We start from the raw sequence: 21612 nt of genomic DNA, 5'->3' as shown, positions 1-21612 counted from the left end.
CGAGATCTCAGTCGACCAGCACCTTGAACTGGGCGTCGTACAGGCGCGCGTACGCACCGCCCGCCTCGAGCAACCCGTGGTGCGTGCCCTGCTCGACGATACGTCCGTCCTCCATCACCACGATCCGGTCGGCATCCCGGATCGTCGAAAGCCGGTGTGCGATGACGAAACTCGTCCGTTCGTCGCGCAACCGGGCGGTCGCCTGCTGGACGAGCAGTTCGGTGCGGGTGTCCACGGAACTGGTCGCCTCGTCGAGAATGAGGATCGACGGCTTCGCGACGAACGCGCGAGCGATCGTGACGAGCTGGCGCTCACCGGCGCTGAGGCTGCCATTCTCCTCGTCGAGCACCGTGTCGTAGCCGTCGGGCAGCGCACGCACGAAGCGATCCACGTAACTCATCCGCGCGGCCGACATGATCTGGTTCTCGGTGGCGTGCGGATTGCCGTACGCGATGTTCTCGCGGATCGTGCCGCCGAAGAGCCAGGTGTCCTGGAGGACGATTCCGATACGCGAACGCAATTCCTCCCGCGACATCCGGGTGATGTCCACCCCGTCGACGAGGATGCGGCCCGAGTTCACTTCGTAGAAACGGAGAATGAGATTGATGAGCGTGGTCTTGCCGGCACCCGTGGGGCCGACGATCGCGATCATCTGACCGGGCTCGACGCGCAGCGACAGATCCTCGATGAGCGGACGATCCGGCACGTACGAGAAGGAGACGTGTTCGAACTCGACGAGACCGTGACGGCTCCACGGCATCGTGGGTGCCGGGGGTTCCGGCTCCTCCTCCGGTTCGTCGAGCACCGCGAATACCCGCTCGGCCGATGCCGACGCCGACTGCAGCAGATTGACCATCGCGCCGATCTGGGCGAGAGGCTGGACCAGTTGTCGTGAGTACTGGATCAAGGCCTGGATCTCGCCGAGGGTGGCGGTACCCGAGGCGACACGCAACCCGCCGAGGACGGCGATCACGACATAGCCCACGTTCCCGAGGAACGTCACGAGCGGCATCACCAGGCCCGAGACGAATTGCGCCCGGTACGACGCCTGATAGAGCGATTCGTTGGTCTCGGTGAAACGCTTCTGGACCTCCGCGGTGCGGCCGTACGCCGTGATGAGCTCGTGGCCGGTGAACGCTTCCTCGATCTGCCCGTTCAGTGTGCCCGTCGCCTCCCACTGCGACGCGAAATGCTTGCGGGATCGGCGCGCGACGATCACCGTCGCGAGCACCGACGCCGGAACGGTGAGGATCGCCACGACGGCGAGCACCGGCGAGATGAACAGCATCATCACGACGAGCCCGATGAGCGTGAGCACCGCCAGCACCAGCTGCGAAATGGATTCCTGCATGCCCGCCGACACGTTGTCGATGTCGTTGGTGACGCGACTGAGCATGTCGCCGCGCGAATGGGTGTCGAAGTATCTCAGGGGCAGCCGGTGGATCTTGCGTTCCACCCGCGACCGCATGTCGCGCACGACGCGCTGCACGATCTCGTTGAGACCGTACGCAGCCATCCAGATCAGGCCCGACGACAACAGGTACAGCGCGAGCACGATCACGAGGATCCGGCCGAGATTCCCGAAATCGATCCCGACACCCGGCACGACATTCATGCCGGACACCATGTCGGCGAACTGGTCTCGTCCCTCCGCCCGCAGCCCCGCGACCGCCTCTTCCTTGGACACGCCGGCGGGGAGTTGCTTTCCGATCACACCGTTGAAGATCACGTCGGTGCCGCGACCGAGAACGAACGGGGCGATCGACACGCTCACGACACCGAGCACTGCGGCGAGGAACACCGAGTAGACGGCGTATCGGTGCGGGTGCAGCATCCCGAGGACACGGGCGACGGTGCGAATGCGCGACGGCGCGCTCTCCTCCGGGGTGGTCATACCGACGCCATCCTCTGGGACTCGACGATCTCGACGTACGTGGGGCAGCGACCGAGGAGACCGAGGTGCGTACCCACGTCGACCATCGTGCCGTTGTCGAGCACCACGATGCGGTCGGCGTCCTGCACCGTCGACACGCGCTGGGCGACGATCAGCACGCACGCATCGCGGGTTTCCGGCTCGAGGGCCGCACGCAACCGGCTGTCCGTGGCCGGGTCCAGCGCCGAGAACGCGTCGTCGAACAGGTAGATGGACGGACGGCGAACCAGTGCGCGGGCGATCGCGAGGCGCTGTCGCTGCCCACCCGAGACGGTCGTGCCGCCCTGCGAGATCTCGGTGTTCAGCCCGTCCGACGTGGCCCGGACGAAGTCCGCGGCTTGCGCTATCTCCAGGGCGCGCCACAACTCGTCGTCGGTGGCGTCGGACCGTCCGTAGCGCAGGTTGTCGGCGATGGTGCCCGAGAACAGATACGCCTTCTGCGGCACGACGGCGATCCGGGAGCGCAGCACCTCGGTATCGAGCGTGCGGATGTCGGTGCCGGCGACGAGCACCTGACCTTCCGTTGCATCGATCAACCGCGGTAGCAGGCGCATCAACGTGCTCTTTCCGGACCCGGTACCGCCGATGACGGCGGTGGTGGTGCCGGGCTCGGCGCGGAACGAGATGTCGCGGAGCACCGGTGCGTCGGCGCCGGGATAGGAGAATCCCGCCGCGCGGAACTCTACGGAGACGCGGGCGGGGAGTTGCCGGACCGGTTCGGGCGGCGATGCGACCGTGGGTTCGGTGTCGAGCACCTCGAGCAGGCGTTCCGCACACACCGTGGCGCGCGGCGCCATGATGGCGATGAACGAAGCCATGAGCACCGCCATGAGAATCTGTGCGACATAGGTGATCATCGCGGTGATCGAACCGATCTGCATCTCACCGGCGTCGATGCGCTGGCCACCGACCCACAGCACGGCGACGGTGCTGGCGTTCGCGATCAGCAGGACCGCCGGATACAGCAGGGAGTTGACCCGTCCGACGCGCAGCGCAGTCGCGGTGAGGTCGTCGTTGGCCCGCTCGAAGCGGGCGCGTTCGGTGTCGTCGCGAACGAAGGCCCGCACCACCCGGATACCGGTGATCTGTTCGCGAAGGACCCTGTTCACCCCGTCGATGCGTTTCTGCATCACCCGGAAACCGGGCAGCATGAGCAGGATCAGCGCCACCATGGTGAAGACGAGTGCCGGTACCGCTACGACGAGAACCAGCGATGTTCCGGGGTCTTCGCGCAACGCCATGATGATGCCGCCGACGGCCATGATCGGAGAAGTCACGACGATGGTGCAGGTCATGAGGACGAGCATCTGGACCTGCTGCACGTCGTTGGTGTTGCGGGTGATCAGCGACGCCGCGCCGAAGGTGCCGAACTCCCGCGCCGAGAACTCGCCGACACGCCGCACGATCGCCAGCCGGACGTCCCGGCCGAACGACATGGCGGCCCGCGCGGCGAAGTACACCGCGCCGATCGCGGCGCTGATCTCGACGGCGCTGATGGCCAGCATCACCAGGCCGGTACGCATGATGAAGTCGACGTCCCCGGCCGCCACGCCCTCGTCGATGATGTCGGCGTTGAGGCTCGGCAGGAGCAGCATCCCGCCCGTCGCGACAAGCTGGAGCAGCACCACTGCGGCAAGCGCGCCCTTGTATGGCGCGAGAAACCGCCGCAACAGCTGTATCAGCATGGGCAACACGCTACCTGCGTGGCGCGACGATCCCGGATTGCGGAGCCCTGCCCGGGACCGGTCACCGCGGAACCGGCGGAGCGGCCACCGGCACGAATACCGGTGACCGCCGACCGGGTCGTCACACCCGGGCCGTTTCTGTCTCCGTCTCCGCCTCGCCGGCGGTGAGTTCGCGAGTGAGCTTCTCGCCCTCCACGTCGACGTTCGGGAGGATCTTGTCGAGCCACTTCGGCAGCCACCACGCCTTGTCGCCGAGCAGCGCCATCACCGCCGGGATGATGACCATGCGCACGATGAAGGCGTCGAAGAACACGGCGACGGCGAGCGCGAAGCCCATCGATTTGATCAGCGAGTTCGGTTCCGCGATGAAGGCCGCGAACACCGAGATCATGATGACCGCCGCCGCACTGACGACGCGGGCGCCGTGGCCGAAGCCGGACACCACAGCATCCTTCGCCGACGCGCCGTGCACGAACTCCTCGCGCATTCGGGTCACCAGGAACACCTGGTAGTCCATCGCCAAGCCGAAGACGACACCGATCAGGAAGATCGGCATGAAGCTCACGATGGGTTGCGGGTTGGAGATGAGCCCGCCCCAGCCTTCCTGGAACACCGCCACGGTGGCACCGAACGTCGCGAGCACACTCAGCAGGAAGCCGAGCGTCGCGGTGAGCGGCACAAGGATGGAGCGGAAGACCAGCATGAGCAGGATGAATGCGAGTCCGACCACCACGGCGAGGTACGGAACCAGAGCGTTCTGGAGGCTCTCGGACACGTCGCCTTCCAGCGCCGTCTGCCCGGTGATGCCGTACGAGACTCCGAACTCGTCCTGCAGCCGGGACTCGTCGTCACGGATGGACGAGACGAGATCCATGGTCGCTTCGTCGCTCGGGCCGCTGCGCGGCGTGACGAGGATCTGCGCGGTGTCACCGGCCTCGTTGACCGACACGATCTGCGCGTTGACGACCTCGTCGTGTTCGGACAGCGACGCGACGACCGCACCGAACGCCGCGGGTGCGTCCACCTCGGCTTCACGGGCGTCCGCGACGACGACGAGCGGGCCGTTGCGTCCCGGGCCGAAGCCCTCGTCGATCAGGTCGTAGGCCTGGCGTGCGCTGGTTGCGGGGTCGCCGGTGGCTTCGCTCGGCAGGGCGAGTCGCAGGCCGGTCGCGGGAAGGGCGAGCACGCCGAGCAGCACCACACCCGCGACGAGCGGAACGAGCGGGCGGCGCACGAGCGCGGCGGCAAACTTCGGAGCGGCACCGGGCTTGTCGTCGTCACCCGCACCGGCCTTCAGGCCGGGGATGCGTCCCGCGAAGGCCTTCTCACCGAAGAGCGAGAGGACGGCGGGGAGCAGAGTGATGGCGATGAGCACGGCCATGAAGACGGTGAAGGCGGCCGCGTATCCCATCGCGGAGAGGAACGGGATACCCACGACTTGCAGGGCTGCGAGCGCGATGATGACTGTCAGACCCGCGAACACGACCGCCGAACCGGCGGTGCCCACCGCGCGACCTGCCGCTTCGGCACGGTCGCTGGTGACGGTGAGTTCGTGCCGGAAGCGCGAGACGATGAACAACGAGTAGTCGATCGCGACCGCGAGACCGATCATGATCGCGAGGGTCGGCGTCATCGAGCTGAGGTCGGTGAAGCCGGTCGCGATGGTGATGCCCATGCTGCCGATGCCGATGCCGACCAGGGCGGTGATGAGCGGCAGACCGGCCGCGACCAGGGACCCGAACGTCAAGGCGAGCACGATCGCGGCAATGCCGATGCCGACGAGTTCGGCGGTACCGCCGGGGAGTTCGACCGCGCTGGCAGCGGTCCCGCTGACCTCCACGGTCAAGCCGGCGTCGCGGCCGATGTCCGCTGCGGCCGCGATCTGGTCACGCATCGTGTCGTCGACGTCGCTCATCTCGCCCGTGAAGGGGACGGTGACGAAGCCGACCGTGCGGTCGGAGCTCAGCGGCGACAGTGCGGCGGCGTTCGCGAGAGCGGCGTCCTCGGGCAGTCCCTGTTCCGCACCGGCAGCCTTCATCTGTTCGACGAGGCCGGCGTCGGCGAGAACCGGGTTGGCCAGTACACCGGCCTGCTCCTCGGGCGTCGCGGTCGCCGGATCCACCTTGGCCGGCGGCGCCACGCGGTCGATGTCGCGCACTGCGGCGAGCACGTCGTCGATGGCCTGCATGTTGGCGGGCTCGTCGAGCGTTTGTCCGTCGGGGGCGGCGAACACATACCGGGCGCTGAGCTGATTCATCGGATCTTCGGCCGACGGGAAGCGTTCGGCCATCAGGTCCTGTGTCTTCTGCGCGGGGGTACCGGGCAGAGAGAAGGAATCGGTGGTCGGACCCGACAGCGTCGCGGCACCGACACCGAACAGGACGAGGATCGCCAGCCAGAAGGAGAGAACCGTGCCTTTTCGCCGGTAGGCGAACTTGCCGATCCGATATAGGTAGGTCGCCACGAGGCACCCTTTCGTTCGGACATTTCTTGCGGAGGGAGGGGTCGAGTCGACCGCTGTGGGGCGTACTCGCGCGTTACGGGAAACCGAGACGCAACCGGCCGAAGGCGTCGCGGATGAGGTCTTCGGGCGACCGGCCGACTCCCGCGAGATGCATCTCGATCGCTGCCTTGATCGCGCCGAGAGCCACGTGGTGGATCAGGTTGGGAAACAGTTCCACGCCCGGATCGGTGCCCGTGCGTTCTGCGATGACGTCGATGAGCATCCGCGTCGACCGTCGCTCGACCTCGATGCCCCGGACGAGCAGTGCCGAAGATTCCTCCACGACCGAAACACACGCACCGATCTCGTCGAACGACCACTTCGGGTCGGTGACGAGACCGACGGCGCATTCCCGGAGGGAATCGAGGATGTGTTCGTCGGCCGGGCGCTGCCGCAACATCTCGATCCATTCCTCGATCACACGCTCGAGATGAACGAAGACCGCTTCTTCCTTGCTGGCGAAGTAGTTGTGGAACGTGCGTGTCGAGACGCCTGCGCGTGCGGCGATCGCATCAGCGGTGACCGCGTGCACACCGTGCTCGCGGGCGAGTTCGGCGGCCGCTTCGGCGAGCGCCGCCCGCGTCGCCGCTTTCTTGCGGTCGCGCAGACCTGAGGAGGGAAGACTCACTCCATCGACCGTACAGAAATTGCAGAGCTCGGTAAGTTTGCAGAAGAGTGCAAGATTATGCGATTACCCACATCGGGGCGCTCGCAGTAACGCAGGTCATACTCGGCGGCGCTCCCAGGCGCCCTGATCGCGAGTGAGTTCCTCGACGAACGCGGGCAGGTTATCGGCGACGACATCCTCGAGCGACACCTCTTCGAGGACCGCGCGCAGATTCACCCGCACCGCGATCCAGACGTCGCGCAACTTCTCGGCCGCGCCGGTGTAGACGACATCCTCGGGCCGCTCACCCCGGACCGACGCGAGGGGACCCTCGACCGTCCGGATGACATCGGCTATCGAGATCGCCCCCGGAGGACGAGCGAGCCAATAACCCCCTTCGGGGCCGCGCCTGCTGCACACCAGACCGCCCCTCCGCAGATCGGCGAGCACCGCCTCCAGGAACTTGTGCGGGATCGACTGCGCGGTCGCGAGGGTTTCGGCCTTCACCGGGCGGCCGTCGCCCTTGGCCGCGAGTTCGAGGAGGGTACGGACGGCATAGTCGACCCTCGCGGTGATGTGCATTCCACGCCTCTCACTACGCTGCCGACGGAACCCCCAATTCCTACCAGCAAACTGCGGAAACGGCCGTTCGCGATTCCAAGGCTACTGGTGACACACACCACATCACGAGTAGATTGAACCGTTGTTCACACCTACCGAAAGTGATGCCATGCGGGAGACCCTCTTCGACTCCTGGGGGTCGTTGCTCGAGCCCCTGCACGATCCGGTCGCGCTCGCGATCCCGGCTTTCGTGTTGTTCCTGGTCCTGGAATGGGTTGCGGCTCGCACGCTCGAACACGTCGAACCCGGGCCCGACGGCCGGACGCACCCGCCGAAAGGCGGCTACGAAGTACGCGACGCACGCGCAAGCCTCTCGATGGGACTGGTGTCGATCGTCACCAGCGCACTCTGGAAGGTGCTCGCGCTCGTCGGATACTCCGCGATCTGGGTCTACCTCGCGCCGTGGCACCTGCCCGCCGACGCCTGGTACACCTGGGTGATCCTGCTGGTCGGGGTGGACCTGCTGTTCTACTGGTACCACCGCACAGCGCACCGGGTCCGCGTCGTGTGGGCGACCCATCAAGCTCATCATTCGAGCGAGTACTTCAACTTCGCGACCGCTCTGCGCCAGAAGTGGAACAACAGCGGCGAAATCATCATGTGGCTGCCGCTTCCGCTGCTGGGAATCCCGCCGTGGATGGTGTTCGTCGGCTTCTCCGTGAACCTGGTCTACCAGTTCTTCGTGCACACCGAGCGAGTCGGCACCCTGCCCCGGCCCGTCGAGTTCGTCTTCAACACCCCCTCGCATCACCGGGTCCACCACGGCTGCGACCCCGAGTACCTCGACCGCAACTACGCCGGCATGTTCATCATCTGGGACCGGATGTTCGGCACGTTCCAGCCGGAGACACACCGGCCGACGTACGGCCTGACGAAACCCGTGGGCACCTACAAGATCTGGGAATTGCAGACCCACGAATACAAAGCGATCGCCCGCGACTGGCGTTCGGCAACGGCCCTGCGGGACAAGATGGGTTACGTGTTCGGGCCGCCCGGGTGGACTCCCGCACACGGCCGGGAGGATTCGGAGACCGTCAGCTCCGCTCGAGCGTGATCAGGAAGTCGATGCTTCCGGTGCTGTCGACGGTCACGAACCCGAGATTCGGCGGTTCCACACCGTAATCCGCCCAGACCGTCGGGATGCTTCCGGACGCCACGATCACGTCACCGGTGCGGAGCACCTGCACCTCCAGCGTGGCCGGTCGCTCCTGCCCCCGCAACGTCAGCGTCCCGGTCGCAGGCAAGGTCGTCACCGTTCCATCCGTCGGGAGCGCCGTCAGGTCCACCGGTTCGGTCAGGACGAACGTCGCCGTCGGATAGGTCCCGGTGTTCATCACCCGATCGCGAAACTGCCCGTCGCGCTGGGAACTGTCGGTGGTGACCGAGTCCACCCGGACCGTCACCTCGGCGGCAGTGAGCGTGTCGTTCTCGATGGTGGCGGTGCCGGTCACCTGGTCGGTACTGCCCACCACGGTGACATCGGCTCCGCGCAGGATCTCCTCGACGGTGTAGCCCGCGGCGGTGCGGTTCGGGTCGGTCCCCGCAGTCACCGTCCAGGAACCGTTCAGCTCACCGGAGGCGGCTTCGGCACCGGATTCGGACACCGATGCTGCCGGCGCGTCGTCCTCGGCGATGAAGTTGCCGTAGACCCACGGCGCGACGAAGAACCCGACAATCGCGATCACGACAATGGCAGCGAGGGACCATCCGAGCTTGCGCATGCCCCGACAGTAGTTGAGGCTTCAACGCCGTGCGGGGTCGAACGCGAGAAGAGGTCGAACGCTGTGCTCCCCGGATCTATACCGGCGGATCGGGGTCAGCAGTGCCTGCCAGCACCGAATGACGTCGGCTGTACACGAAGTAGATGACGACCCCGATCGCCATCCACACGACGAAGCGGATCCACGTCTCCACCGAGAGGTTCACCATGAGCCACAGGCAGGCCAGCACCGCGAGTATCGGCACGTACGGCACCAACGGCACCCGGAACCCGCGTTCGAGATCGCCCCGGGTACGGCGCAGCACGAGCACTCCGATCGATACCAGGACGAACGCGAAGAGCGTGCCGATGTTCACCATCCCTTCGAGGGTGCCCAGCGGAACCAGGCCGGCGAGCACAGCCACCACCACGGTGACGACCGTCGTCCGCACCGGTGTTCCCCGCTTGCCCGTGTGGGCGAGTCGACGAGGCATGAGGCCATCGCGTGCCATCGCGAACAGCACACGCGTCTGACCCAGCATCAGCACCATCACCACGGTGGTGAGGCCTGCGAGGGCACCGATGGAAATCAGGTTCTTCGCCCAATCCATGCCGTTGATCGCGAAGGCGGTGGCCAGGGTCGACTCGTCGCCCTCGAGTTCCTGGTAGTTCACCATGCCCGTCAGGACGAGACTCACAGCGACATAGAGCACGGTGACGATCGCGAGCGAACCGAGGATCCCGATCGGCACGGCTTTCTGCGGAGTCCGCGTCTCCTCGGCAGTCGTCGCGACGACATCTAAGCCGATGAATGCGAAGAAGACGAGACTCGCCGCGGCGAGCAGGCCGTACCAGCCGAACGTGCTGCCTCCCGCTCCGGTGACGAAAGAGAACAGCGACTGGTGCAGTCCGTTGTCGGTCTCCGCGGCCTCGGCCGGCGGGATGTAGGGCGTGTAGTTCTCCGCCTTGATGTAGAACGCCCCGAGCGCGACGACGAAGATGACCACCCCGACCTTGATCGAGGTGATCACCAGCGACACCCGGGAGGACAGCTTGGTTCCGGACGCGATGACGACGCCGATCACCACGACGATCAGAACCGCTCCCCAGTCCACCTTGACCGGTCCGACCATCACGCTCGACGACAGCCCTCCCATCACCTCGCCGAGATACAGCGACCAGCCCTTGCCGACCACCGCCGCGGCAAGCGCGAACTCCAGGATGAGATCCCAGCCGATGATCCAGGCGACGAACTCGCCGAATGTCGCGAACGAATAGGTGTATGCGCTACCCGCGACAGGCACGGTGGACGCGAACTCCGCGTAACACAACGCGGCGAGAGCACAGGCAATGGCGGCGAGGACGAACGCCAGCGACACCGACGGTCCCGCGACATTCCCGGCCGTGCGAGCGGTGAGGGTGAAGATGCCGGCGCCGATGACGACCGCGACACCGAACACGATCAGGTCCCACGCGGTGAGATCCTTGCGCAGCTTCGAATCCGGGTCGTCGGTATCGCGGATGGATTGCTCCACCGACTTCACTCGGAACAGACCCCGATCGCGCTTGCTGCCGGCTCGAGTCATCGGCGCCCCTTCCGAGCAGGAACCTACTCGGTACGAGCGGCCGCCATGGACGATTCCGGAACGATGACGCGCTCGGCTCGGACATCGGTGTCATCCGCTCGAAACCGGGTATACCCCGGCGATTACCGAGGGTCGGCCGGGTTCGGCCGACGACTCCGTGCCCGAGGAAGGTGCGTATGAGAACACTGCGTGTCGCGTCGGTCCCCGCATCGCACGTCTACGTGCGGCATCTGTCGTCACCCGACGGCGACGACGGAGTGATCCGGCTGCCCGACCCGGTACCCGCCGACGGACGAAAGGTCCCCGGTGGATGGTGGCCACCGATGATGCTCGAGCCCGGATGGATCGACGATCACCACGATGAATTCGACATCTTCCACATCCACTTCGGGTTCGACGCGGTGGAACCCGAAGTGCTCGAGGAGGTCGTCGGCGCCCTCGACACCCACCGGATCCCCCTCGTCTACACCGTGCACGACCTGAGAAACCCTCACCACCCCACCCCGGGCGCGCATCTGAAGAACCTCGACGTGCTGATACCGGCGGCCCGGGAACTGATCACCCTCACCCCCGGCGCTGCCGCGAGAATCCGGGCCGGCTGGGGACGGACCTCGACGGTCCTGCCGCACCCGCACGTGCTCGAGCGGGACTGGTTCGACGCGCCGCACCGCCCGCCGGACCCGTTCGTCGTCGGTGTCCATGCGAAGAGCCTGCGAGCCAATATGGATGTGCTGCCGGTCGTGACCGCGCTGGCTCGAACGGTCGCCGACCTGCCCGAGGCCCGGCTGCAGATCGATCTGCACGACGAGATCTTCGTTCCGTCCAACCATTGGTACGCCCCGGACATGGGAGCCGCGCTGCTGGCGCTCGGGGAGAATCCCGCGGTGGACGTCCGGGTGCACCCGTATTTCGACGACGACGAACTGTGGCAATACCTCTCGGAGTTGACGGTGTCGGTGCTCCCGTACCGATTCGGGACCCATTCGGGCTGGCTGGAGGCCTGCCACGATCTCGGAACCGCGGTGGTTGCTCCGAGCTGCGGTTTCTATCGTCAGCAACAGTCCTGCGACGTGTTCACCCTGGACGAGGACCGGTTCGACCCGGCCTCCCTCGACCGTTGCATCCGGTCGCTGTACGAACGCCGGCACCACATTCCGCGGGCACAGTGGCCGCGACGACTCGAGCAACGCCGACGTCTCGCCGCGGCCCACGCGACATCTACGAGCGGGCCTCGGCATGACCGCCCGACCGCTGCGCATCGCGCTCGTCGCGTCGAACCGGTATCCCATCCGCCAGCCGTTCGCCGGTGGCCTCGAGTCCCACGTCTGGCATCTGGCGCGTGCCCTCGGAGAAGCCGGTCACCACGTCACACTGTTCGCGGCGTCCGGTTCCGACGAGTCCCTCGGTGCCTCACATCTGGAGGTCCGGTCCTTCTCCCCCAGCGCGACCGCGCGCCACGACCCGTCCATGGCACCGAAGGGCTTCCTCGAGGACCACCACGCGTACCTGTCGTTGATGCTGAACCTGGCGGGTCCGCTGGCCGACTCCTTCGACGTCGTCCACAACCACAGCCTGCATTACCTGCCGGTGGCGATGGCACCGGCACTGCGCATCCCGATGGTCTGCACGCTGCACACTCCGCCGACCCCCTGGCTCGAGTCGGCCCTGGCCGCGACGGCACAGGTCCCGGCGACCTTCGTCGCGGTCAGCCGGCATACGGCGCACGCGTGGCGGCACGCGCTCGAGGCTCCCGCGACCGTCATCCCCAACGGGGTGGACCTCTCGGGCTGGCCGGTCGGCCCCGGCGGCACCGACCTGATGTGGTTCGGACGCCTCGTGCCGGAAAAAGGCGCACATCTCGCGATCGAGGTCGCGCGCCGAAGCGGCCGCAGGCTCACCCTTGCGGGACCGATCTCCGACCGGAAGTATTTCGACGACCGCATCGCCCCCCGACTCGGCGGCGAAGTCGAATACCTCGGACATCTGCCGCGCACGGAACTGGCTGCCCGGGTGGGCCACAGCGCTGCCGTCCTGATCACGCCGTGCTGGGACGAACCGTACGGCCTGGTCGTCGCCGAAGCCCTTGCCTGCGGCACCCCCGTGGTGGCGTTCGCTCGCGGCGGGATTCCCGAGATCGTCGACTCCGGGTCGGGAGTGCTGGTCCCCGCGGGCGACACCGACGCGATGGCTGCTGCCGTGCCCGCCGCAACAGCACTGTCCCGCAGTCACGCTCGCCGACGTGCCCTGGAGTACTGTTCCGAACGGGCGATGGTCGAGTCGTACGTGGCGTTGTACCAGCGCCTCGTCGCCCCTGCCGCCGAACCCGTGTCCGCCGGTCGGCCACGATGATCGGGTACTACATCCATCACCACGGCCACGGCCATCTCGCCCGCGCGACGAGTATCTGTGCGCACCTTCGCAATCCGGTGACCGCGCTGTCGTCGGCGACCCTGCCGGGCCGGAACGCCGCGGTGTTCGACGAAGTGGTCGAGTTACCCCGCGACGACGAGGCTGTCGACGCAGCCGTCGACCCCACCGCTCACGGACTGCTCCACTGGGTTCCCCGCCACGACGACGGACTGCGCAGACGGATGGCGGCGCTGGCGGAGTGGATCACGCGCGCCCGGCCCCGGGTAATGGTGGTGGATGTGTCGGTGGAGGTGACGTTGCTGGCGCGATTGTTCGGCATCCCGGTCGTGGTCATGGCCATGCCCGGAACCCGCACCGACGCACCGCACACTCTCGGTTACCGCTCGGCAGACCACTTGATCGCCGCGTGGGCGCAGGAGGTGTACGACCCCGAGTGGCTGCACCCGTACGCGCACAAGACGTCGTATGTGGGTGGCATCAGCCGATTCGACGGGCGCCGCACTCCCCCCGATGCGGACGATTCCGATGACCGTCCCACCGTGCTGGTGATGGGCGGGAGTGGTGGTTCGGCCTTGTCGTCCGGTGATTTTCGGTCCTGGAAGAGTCGCCACACCCGGTACCGGTGGGAAGGCCTGGGAGTTCCCGGGGGCGTCTGGGCCGACGATCCGTGGCCCTCGCTGTGCCGGGCCGACGTGGTGATCGGCCACGCCGGACAGAACACCGTCGCCGACATCGCAGCGGCTCGGCGCCCCGCGGTGCTCGTCGCCGAGCGGCGTCCCTACGACGAGCAGCACGCCACGACGGCCGCCCTCCACAGCGCCGGATTGTCGGTGGGGTTGCCGGAGTGGCCGGACCCCGACCGGTGGCCGGAGTTGATCGAGCGGGCCCGCGGTGAGGACCCCGCGCAGTGGGCACGCTGGCAGACCTCCGGAGCCGCGGCGCGCGCCGCCGCAATCGTCGACCGGATCGCCGAGGAGGAGGCACCGACGTGAAAGTCGGCGTGGTGACCATCGCAGCGCACCGAACCACTCACCTGCGCAGGCAGATGACGGCGCTCGCACGCGGTTCCCGGCGTCCCGACCAGCACGTTGTCGTGTCCATGGGCGATCGCGAGGTCTTCTCGCTGACCCGGGCCGCCGGTGCGGACGCGCAGTGGATGGAGCCGACGGAAGGCCGTCTGCCTCTGGCCGAAGCCCGTAACCTCGGCGCCCGGCGGGCACTCGAACTCGGCGCCGAGTTACTGGTGTTCCTGGACGTCGACTGCATCCCGGCCACGAATCTGGTGAGCCGCTACGAGGAGGTCGGCAACGATCCGCGTCACCAGGTGGCGTTGCTGTGCGGTCCGGTGACCTACCTGCCACCGCCTCCGGTCGGCGGGTACGACCTGGATGCACTGGACGCGCTGATCGATCCGCATCCCGCCCGTCCCCACCCGCGCGCCGGTGACGTCGTCACCGGTGAGGACTACACGCTCTTCTGGTCACTCTCGTTCGCTGTCACCGCGGCGACCTGGCACCGCGTGGGCGGATTCTGTACCGACTATTCGGGATACGGCGGGGAGGACACCGACTTCGGGCAGGTCGCGGCGCAGCGCGGCGTCGGGCTTCGCTGGGTCGGCGGAGCCCACGCTTTTCATCAGCATCACCCGGTGTCGGATCCGCCGGTCGAGCGACTGCACGACATCCTGGCCAACGCCACCGTCTTTCACGACCGATGGGGATGGTGGCCGATGCGTGGCTGGCTCGACGCCTTCGCCGGGCGCGGGTTGATCCGGTTCGACGACGAGACGACGCGGTGGGTCCCCACGAGCAAGTAGCGCCGCACTGTTCGCCCTTCTCAGAGCTTCCCCACCGATACCGCGAGCCGTCAACGGGAGCCAGTTGCCCGATGTGACTGTTGCCGGGTTAGCATCACCGCGGTTCCTTTCGGGTGTGGTATCGACGCCGCATGTGGGATTCAGGAGTGGCGGCTCCCCCACTGCGGCGTCGGCTTTTTTTCGGACGCCCCTGACCGCCCGGATGCAATTCCGGCAAGGTGGAACTCATGGAAGGCACTCATCCGAAACACATCGGAATCCTGGCCCACAGCTGGGAGGGCGCGTCTCTCTGCTGGCGGGAGATATGCGGCTACAGCACCGCGCAGGGCCTGCCGGCGCACCCCGATCTCACCATGGACTGCATCTCGTTCGAGCACTGCATGCCGGCGTGGGAGGCGTCGGACTACGAGTCGGTGCGCGCGGTGCTCGCCACCAGCGTCGACCGCCTCGCACGGGCAGGATGCGACTTCTTCATATGTCCCGACAACACCGCGCACCTCGCGCTCGAGGCTCCAGGAGCCGACCTCGCACTTCCGGGCCTTCACCTGGTCGACACCGTCGCAGCGGCCGCCGAACGGGCCGAGTACACACGCGTGGGAATTCTCGGAACCCGTTACACGATGCAGGGTCCTCTCTACCCCCGCGAATTGGCAGCGCGAGGCATCCAAGCCGTCAGCCCCGCCGACGACGATCAGGCCATGGTCCACTCGGCAATCTTCGACGAACTGGTACACGGAACCTTCCGGGACGAGACGAGGGATTCCTTCATCGACCTGATCGGACGACTCGCGGACTTCGAGTGTGATGCGGTGGCATTGGTCTGCACCGAGATCCCACTCCTCGTGCCTCCTGACCTCTCGCCGCTTCCGATTCTGGATTCCACCCGGCTCGGCGGGCGCGCGGCGCTGGAAGTCGCGGCGGGCCTTCGGGAGATGCCGACCTGGCGCGGATCCGGGTTTCGCACCGCCGCGGTCGAAACGTCGGCAGCCCCGCAATAAAAAAGTCCCTCACCTGCATGCAGGTGAGGGACTTTATGGCGGTGGCGGAGGGATTTGAACCCTCGGACGGGGGTTACCCGTCACACGCTTTCGAGGCGTGCTCCTTAGGCCGCTCGGACACGCCACCGCTAAAAGACTCTACCGGATGGTGCGCCTGGACTGAAATCGGCAGGTCAGAGTCCCGGACGAGGGTCGCGCCGGCCGTGGAAGAACTCCTCCAGAACCGCCGCACACTCGTCCTCGAGCACCCCGCCGCGCGCCTGCGGGCGATGGGTGAGGCGACGATCCCGCACGACGTCCCACAGCGACCCGACGGCGCCCGTCTTGGGCTCCCATGCGCCGAAGACGATCCGCTCGACGCGCGCCAGGACAGCCGCACCGGCGCACATCGTGCAGGGCTCGAGGGTGACCGCGAGGGTTGTGCCCTCGAGACGCCAGCCGTCTCCGTGCACGCGCGCCGCCGCCCGCAGCGCAAGGATCTCCGCGTGCGCGGTGGGGTCCCCTGTGGCCTCACGCGAGTTCGCGGCCCGGGCCAGCTCGGTGCCGTCGGCCGCGAACACGACCGCGCCCACCGGAACGTCCCCGGCAGGCGCAGCGGTCGCAGCGTCCAGCGCGACCCGAATCAGTTTCTCGTCGTCGCGCGGCCCCATCTAACGCAGTTTGTCCAGCGCAGCGGCCCACACATCGTCGAACCCGAGGCGCTGTGCGACCTCCTCGAGTTGTTCGTCGGGATAGAGATCCGTCTCGGAGAGGATCACGGACAGCACGGGTTCCGGTAGACCCATGTCCTTGAGGATCCCCAGGTCACCTTCTTCCCACGGCTCCACGTCGTCCAGCTCGTCCGGATCGATGTCCGGGATGTCGACGTTGAGTGCGTCGAGAATGTCGGCCGCAATGTCGTAGTCGATCGCCATCGTGGCGTCGGACAGCAGGATCCGGGTTCCGGACGGTGCGGGCCGGATGATGACGAAGAACTCGTCATCGACGTTCAGCAAGCCGAACACGGCGCCGGAGCTGCGGAGCTCCCGCAACTCCGTCACGGCCGTCTCGAGGCTCGTCAGTGCAGCATCCGAGAGTGCGCGGCACTTCCAGAGTCCGTCTTCACGCGTCACGGCGACGGCAAAACCGTCGAGGTCCTCGATCGAACTCACCGAAGGGCTCTTGTTCCCTACGCGTTGTGCAGCCATGCGCGCAACGGTAGTCTGCCTCGTCCCGCGAATGAAGCCCGCGCCCGAATATGCCAACCTGGAGCGGTGCCTACCGCTACGTTCGCCCCGCCCGTATGTGTCCTCGGCCTCGGCCTGATCGGTGGATCGCTTCTCCGCGCAGCGGCAGCGACCGGCCGCCACGCATGGGGGTACAACCGCTCGCCGGAAGTCGTGCACGCGGCCCGCGATCTGGGTTTCGACGCGAGCACGGACTTGGCCGCGACGCTCCAGCGCGCTGCCGATGCGAACGCGATCGTGGTGATCGCGGTCCCGATGCCGGCGGTCGGGAGCATCCTCGAGGCGATCGCCGAACACGCACCGGATGTCGCGCTCACCGATGTCGTCAGCGTCAAGTCGGAAGTGGCGGCCGCCGTCGCCGCACACGGCCTGTCCCGGCGTTTCGTCGGCGGTCACCCGATGGCCGGCACCGCCGAGTCGGGCTGGGCCGCGAGCACCGTCGAGCTGTTCCGTGACGCCGTGTGGGTGGTGACGGTCGACGACGGCACCGACCCCGAGGTGTGGCAGGCCGTCGCGGACCTGGCGCTCGACTGTGGCTCGGTCGTCGTGCCGGCCGAGTCCGCCGAACACGATGCGGCGGTCGCCCGGATCTCGCACCTGCCGCATGTGCTGGCCGAAGCCCTCGCGCTGGCGGGGGCCGCCGGTGGCGATCTGGCCCTCGGATTGGCTGCGGGCTCGTTCCGCGACGGGACCCGCGTGGCAGCGACCGCTCCGGCACTCGTCGACGCGATGTGCGAGGCCAACGCCTCAGCGTTGCTCGTGGCACTCGACGAGACCCTCGAGGTGCTGTCGGCCGCGCGGGAACAGCTTGCCGACGGCAGCACCACCGACCTCACCCGGGCCGGATTCGACGCCCGCGCCCGGTACGACCAGCAGAAGCGCGTCTCTGTCACCGGCGTCGTCCCCGGGGAGGGTGACTGGCTGACCGTGCTCCGCGAGGCCGGGCGTCGCGGAGAGGTATGGACCCGATGACCTTGCGCGACGTCGCCTCCGCGCTCACGACCGGCAAGCTGACGCCGACCGAACACGTACGACAGGTACTGGCCGACCTCGACGCGCTCGACGGCACGCCGTGGCACAACATCGTCGCGGCCCGCGACGACGCGGCCGCCCTCGAGTCTGCGGCACGCGCCGACTCGGAGATTGCGGCCGGGAACTGGATAGGCCCGCTGCACGGCGTCGCAGTTGCGGTCAAGGACAACATCGACGTCGCCGGCATGCCCACCCGCTGCGGCAGCGCCGTGCTCGACGATGCGCCGCCCGCGACGACCGATGCCCGCATCATTCGTAAGTTGCGGGAGGCGGGCGCGATCATCGTCGCGAAGACCCACCTTCACGAATTCGCCTACGGTCCGACGGGTCTCGTCAATGCTTCCGGGCCCGCTGCGCATCCGCACGAACCCGGGCTCATCAGTGGCGGCTCGTCGTCGGGGTCGGCGGTTCTGGTGGCGCGCGGGATCGTCCCCGTCGCCCTCGGCACCGACACCGGATGCAGTGTGCGCACCCCGGCCGCCTTGTGCGGAATCGCCGGTTTCAAGCCGGGTCACGGAGCACTACCCGTCGACGGGGCATTCCCGTTGTCGACGACGTTCGATCACGTGGGTCTGCTCGCCGCGGACACGCTGGACGTCGCGCTCGCGTGGGGTGCGATCCCGGGCATCGCGCACCTGCGGACCCCGGTGTCCGGGCTCCGCATCGGTCGTCTCCGCGGCAGCATCTGGGACTTCCCCGACCCGGACTTCGAGGCAGCAGTCGACGCCGCGTGCCGCACACTAACCGACCTCGGTGCGGAGGTAGTCGAGGTGACGCTCCCGGAAACCGAGGAGCTTCTCGAGGTGTATCCCGTCGTCACCGGCTCGGAGGCCTACGACACCCACCGCGAGTGGTTCGAGTCGACCCCTGAGCGCTACCAGCCCGCCACGGCGTCGCTACTGGCAGCCCAGCGGGACCGGCCCGCCTACGAGTACGTGCGCGCGGTACGGACGGTCTCACGCCTGCGCCGCGACGTCCTGGATCGCCTGCGGAAAGCGGAAGGACTCGACGCGCTGGTCACCGCGACGACCGGCATCCGTTCGGCACCCCAGAACAGCGATCCGCTGGCTCTGCGGAGGCCGCTGCTCGAGCACTGCATTCCCTTCAGCGTCCTCGGCGTACCCGCGTTGTCGGTACCCGCACCGGGCGGCGGCACGAGACCGATCGGCTTGCAGGTGGTCGGACTCACCGCGGGAACCGCCGGACACGGGAGCCACCCCGCCGAGTCCACCGCGCTCGCGGTCGCGCTCGCGGTGGAAACAGCCGACGGCTAGATCCGCTCGGCCAGCCCGCGGTACTCCACGACGAATCCGTCCGCGTCGACGGTCACCGACGAGGTCGAGACGGGCGACAGCACATGGATGCCGTCGGACGCGCTGCTGTACATCACGGCAGCTTCCTGCACGCCCAGGTCGACGAGGTTCACGTACACCACCGGGACCTCGAGGTCGGCGGAGCCCGACTGCAGTCCGTATCGCCGGATCGGCAGCGCATTGAAGAACGGGCTGAGGATGACATCGACGTCCAGCGCCCCACCGAACGTGGAACGTTGGTGCTGGGTGCCGTTGTCGACCATCCAGATGCCCTCTTCGGAACGGCTGATCGACATGTGTCGCTCACCCGCCGCGACGGTGGTCCGCACGGACAGCCGGCGCGTGACGCCGTTTTCGTCGGTCACCAGGTCGTAGGACGCGCTGAATGCGGGATGGTCGTCGCACGCGCCACCCACGATGCGACCGGACGCTTTGATCCGGCGGCCGTTGAGCTGCACGCGCACAGATTCCATACGGGGCGCGTCCAGCGCTCGCCAGGTGAGAAGCGCGGGCCATGCCGACGCTGTACTCGCCGCAGAACCCGCGGCATCAGAGGCTGGGATGCTCACGAGCTATACGTTAAGCGACGACCGTCGGCGGGGAGGCAGCGGTGCCGTTATTGGGCACCTCAGAGGGTTCCCGCGCCCGCGCGAATCTCCTCGACCGGCGCAAATCCTCGCGCCGACGGCGCGCCCCTTTTCCCGCGTACGACAAGTTCGGGCAATCCGGACGCCGCTAGAGGCCCTGGGGAATCGAACGTGGCCTCGGCGTCGTCGGTGGCGCGTGGACCGGCAGCATCGACTGTTGTGGACTGTGCGCGGAGGGGCACTCGGCCATCGGTATTGGCCTAGAGTCGCACCATGCGTACCGTGTGGACAGTTCCTCTGAACATTGCCCAAACTTTGCTGGAATCTCCCGAGATCCAGATGTTTCTGACCAGCAATGAGCTGCCCGACACCGCAGACGATCCCCGCCAGAGGCTCGAAGAGTTCACTCTGGCTCTCGGCGCGCTCAGCAAGCACGCCGGGCGCACCTTCGGCACCGTTGATGCGGCCAACCGCGAACTGTTCGGCGGTTCCGCCGGCAGGGTGCCCGTGTCGCTCCGCCTCACCGTGCTGCGCGCGATCGTCGCTCAGGTAGACGACCGCACCCCGACTCCCCAGCAGATGCCGCAGCCTGTGATCGACCAGCTCGGTGCGTATGTCTACGCCCTGCTCGATCCGCGCGATCGCAGCATCGTCTACATCGGAACCGGACGTGGAAATCGGATCTTCACTCTGGTCTGGTCAGCCCTCGGAGAAACCCACAAACTCGCCGAAGCCGGGGAGAAAGCACCACCGGCGACCCCGGAAACCGAGGCGGCACTCCGCCGTATCAAGGCCATCTACGACTCGGGTTACTCCGTGGACCACTACGTAGTGGCCGACCGGCTCGACCCGAAGTCCGACGCCGACCACACGGCGGACGTCACCGCGCAGGCAGTGATCGCTGCGCTCGGATTGATCGAGCCGCACAGGGGTGAGTGCATTCTCACCAATCTCGCGGGTACGACGGATGTTTCGGAGGCGGACCGCACCGCGATCCCGATCTCCGAACTTGTACGCCAGTATTCGGCGACTCCCGCACCGGAATTACCGACACCGTGCGTCGTCCTCCGCATCAACGAGGCAAAGAACGCCGACGCGGCGCAGGTTCGCGCCCTGGCATCGAAGCCGTGGCCGGCCGGTACGGCAGCGCGCGGCATCGACGGCTTGCCGATCATCGTGGTGGCCGACAACATCGTTCGCGCGGTATACCGGGCGACGCGGTGGGAAGCCGCGGGGCGCAGTGAGGAGAACGGCGGCACCGTTCTCTACCGCTTCTTCGGTGAATCCGATCCGGACCTCGAGCCCAAGTTCGTCGATACACGCCTCAGTCCGGATCGCTTGGGGCTCAAGCGATGGCCGTCGCACGGATGGGCGCCGCGCCTCACGCGCGCCTTGCCCCGCCCGGTCGCCCGGCCGAAGCCCAAGGCGTAATCCCGCCTGAAAGCAGTCGAGGGGGCCACATTTCGTGGCCCCCTCGACAACACCTTCCGGCTGAGCCGGCTTGCAAAACACTGCATACAGAAAAAAACTGCATACCAAACACTGAAGGCCCCCAACACAGTTGGGGGCCTCCAGCAAACGGGTGTTCGGCGGTGTCCTACTCTCCCACACCCTGTCGAGTGCAGTACCATCGGCG

At 67.3% G+C, this 21612-nt stretch carries 18 protein-coding genes, 1 tRNA gene and 1 pseudogene; 9 read left to right on the top strand and 11 right to left on the bottom strand.

From position 1 onward, the window contains the following. Positions 1 to 7 precede the first annotated feature (7 nt). The 5 genes from HF877_RS17865 to HF877_RS17845 form a co-directional block, all read right to left on the bottom strand. On the bottom strand, positions 8 to 1894 hold the full coding sequence (locus HF877_RS17865; RefSeq protein WP_169622546.1) for an ABC transporter ATP-binding protein: 1887 nt from the start codon (positions 1892 to 1894) through the stop codon (positions 8 to 10). Further along, complete coding sequence (locus HF877_RS17860; RefSeq protein WP_169622545.1) at positions 1891 to 3618, bottom strand: ABC transporter ATP-binding protein; 1728 nt, start codon at positions 3616 to 3618, stop codon at positions 1891 to 1893. The genes HF877_RS17865 and HF877_RS17860 overlap by 4 nt, the downstream gene beginning before the upstream one ends. Before the next feature lie 121 nt (positions 3619 to 3739). After that, entirely contained in the window at positions 3740 to 6082 is a 2343-nt protein-coding gene (locus HF877_RS17855) for an MMPL family transporter (RefSeq protein WP_169622544.1), read from the bottom strand. A 73-nt stretch (positions 6083 to 6155) separates the two neighbouring features. Then, positions 6156 to 6749 (bottom strand): TetR/AcrR family transcriptional regulator, encoded by a 594-nt coding sequence (locus tag HF877_RS17850; RefSeq protein ID WP_169622543.1) that lies wholly within the window; start codon positions 6747 to 6749, stop codon positions 6156 to 6158. Between the two features lie 96 nt (positions 6750 to 6845). Further along, positions 6846 to 7310, bottom strand: a complete 465-nt coding sequence (locus HF877_RS17845; protein ID WP_169622542.1) for an Rrf2 family transcriptional regulator — start codon at positions 7308 to 7310, stop codon at positions 6846 to 6848. A gap of 148 nt (positions 7311 to 7458) precedes the next feature. Between HF877_RS17845 and HF877_RS17840 the strand changes: the two genes are divergently transcribed. Beyond that, the gene (locus HF877_RS17840; RefSeq protein WP_169622541.1) at positions 7459 to 8403 is read left to right on the top strand and encodes a sterol desaturase family protein; all 945 of its coding nucleotides are present in this window, start codon (positions 7459 to 7461) and stop codon (positions 8401 to 8403) included. On the opposite strand, the gene HF877_RS17835 is transcribed toward HF877_RS17840, so the two are convergent. Both HF877_RS17835 and HF877_RS17830 read right to left on the bottom strand, forming a co-directional pair. Continuing rightward, positions 8384 to 9070, bottom strand: coding sequence for a YceI family protein (locus HF877_RS17835; RefSeq protein ID WP_169622540.1), 687 nt, complete (start codon positions 9068 to 9070; stop codon positions 8384 to 8386). The genes HF877_RS17840 and HF877_RS17835 overlap by 20 nt on opposite strands. A gap of 76 nt (positions 9071 to 9146) precedes the next feature. Next, positions 9147 to 10634 carry an amino acid permease gene (locus tag HF877_RS17830; RefSeq protein ID WP_169622539.1) on the bottom strand — a complete coding sequence of 496 codons (1488 nt, stop codon included), beginning with the start codon at positions 10632 to 10634 and terminating at the stop codon, positions 9147 to 9149. Between the two features lie 176 nt (positions 10635 to 10810). On the opposite strand from HF877_RS17830, the pseudogene HF877_RS21405 reads away from it, so the two are divergent. The 5 genes and pseudogenes from HF877_RS21405 to HF877_RS17805 all read left to right on the top strand — a co-directional run bounded on the left by HF877_RS21405 (position 10811) and on the right by HF877_RS17805 (position 15818). Continuing rightward, positions 10811 to 11874: pseudogene (locus tag HF877_RS21405) on the top strand (glycosyltransferase family 1 protein). Next, positions 11871 to 12983: a glycosyltransferase gene (locus HF877_RS17820; protein ID WP_169622537.1), complete on the top strand. Its 1113-nt coding sequence runs from the start codon at positions 11871 to 11873 to the stop codon at positions 12981 to 12983. The pseudogene HF877_RS21405 and the gene HF877_RS17820 overlap by 4 nt, the downstream one beginning before the upstream one ends. Further along, positions 12980 to 13996, top strand: a complete 1017-nt coding sequence (locus HF877_RS17815) for a glycosyltransferase (RefSeq protein WP_169622536.1) — start codon at positions 12980 to 12982, stop codon at positions 13994 to 13996. The genes HF877_RS17820 and HF877_RS17815 overlap by 4 nt, the downstream gene beginning before the upstream one ends. Next, positions 13993 to 14820 carry a galactosyltransferase-related protein gene (locus HF877_RS17810; protein ID WP_169622535.1) on the top strand — a complete coding sequence of 276 codons (828 nt, stop codon included), beginning with the start codon at positions 13993 to 13995 and terminating at the stop codon, positions 14818 to 14820. Before HF877_RS17815 ends, HF877_RS17810 begins: the two co-directional genes overlap by 4 nt. Positions 14821 to 15047: 227 nt before the next feature. Continuing rightward, positions 15048 to 15818: an amino acid racemase gene (locus HF877_RS17805; protein WP_169622534.1), complete on the top strand. Its 771-nt coding sequence runs from the start codon at positions 15048 to 15050 to the stop codon at positions 15816 to 15818. Positions 15819 to 15854: 36 nt separating this feature from the next. On the opposite strand, the gene HF877_RS17800 is transcribed toward HF877_RS17805, so the two are convergent. From HF877_RS17800 to HF877_RS17790, 3 genes are all read right to left on the bottom strand, one after another. Continuing rightward, positions 15855 to 15945 (bottom strand) — tRNA-Ser (locus tag HF877_RS17800). 46 nt (positions 15946 to 15991) lie between these two features. Continuing rightward, entirely contained in the window at positions 15992 to 16468 is a 477-nt protein-coding gene (locus HF877_RS17795; protein ID WP_169622533.1) for a nucleoside deaminase, read from the bottom strand. Further along, positions 16469 to 17005 (bottom strand): tRNA adenosine deaminase-associated protein, encoded by a 537-nt coding sequence (locus tag HF877_RS17790; RefSeq protein WP_169622532.1) that lies wholly within the window; start codon positions 17003 to 17005, stop codon positions 16469 to 16471. It abuts the gene before it with no gap. 66 nt (positions 17006 to 17071) lie between these two features. Between HF877_RS17790 and HF877_RS17785 the strand changes: the two genes are divergently transcribed. Both HF877_RS17785 and HF877_RS17780 read left to right on the top strand, forming a co-directional pair. Beyond that, the gene (locus tag HF877_RS17785) at positions 17072 to 18016 is read left to right on the top strand and encodes a prephenate dehydrogenase (RefSeq protein WP_169622531.1); all 945 of its coding nucleotides are present in this window, start codon (positions 17072 to 17074) and stop codon (positions 18014 to 18016) included. Then, the gene (locus tag HF877_RS17780) at positions 18004 to 19350 is read left to right on the top strand and encodes an amidase (RefSeq protein ID WP_169622530.1); all 1347 of its coding nucleotides are present in this window, start codon (positions 18004 to 18006) and stop codon (positions 19348 to 19350) included. Before HF877_RS17785 ends, HF877_RS17780 begins: the two co-directional genes overlap by 13 nt. On the opposite strand, the gene HF877_RS17775 is transcribed toward HF877_RS17780, so the two are convergent. Then, positions 19347 to 19958, bottom strand: coding sequence for a putative glycolipid-binding domain-containing protein (locus HF877_RS17775; RefSeq protein ID WP_169622529.1), 612 nt, complete (start codon positions 19956 to 19958; stop codon positions 19347 to 19349). The two genes, HF877_RS17780 and HF877_RS17775, sit on opposite strands and share 4 nt — an antisense overlap. A 291-nt stretch (positions 19959 to 20249) precedes the next feature. Here HF877_RS17775 and HF877_RS17770 point away from each other — a divergent pair, with 291 nt between their 5' ends. Further along, positions 20250 to 21407, top strand: a complete 1158-nt coding sequence (locus tag HF877_RS17770) for a GIY-YIG nuclease family protein (protein ID WP_169622528.1) — start codon at positions 20250 to 20252, stop codon at positions 21405 to 21407. Positions 21408 to 21612: the final 205 nt, after the last annotated feature.

Source organism: Rhodococcus sp. BL-253-APC-6A1W (assembly GCF_012843405.1).
Taxonomy (GTDB): domain Bacteria; phylum Actinomycetota; class Actinomycetes; order Mycobacteriales; family Mycobacteriaceae; genus Rhodococcus.
The sequence above is the reverse complement of the archived record's forward strand: the minus strand, read 5'-3'. Positions and strand labels throughout refer to the sequence as shown.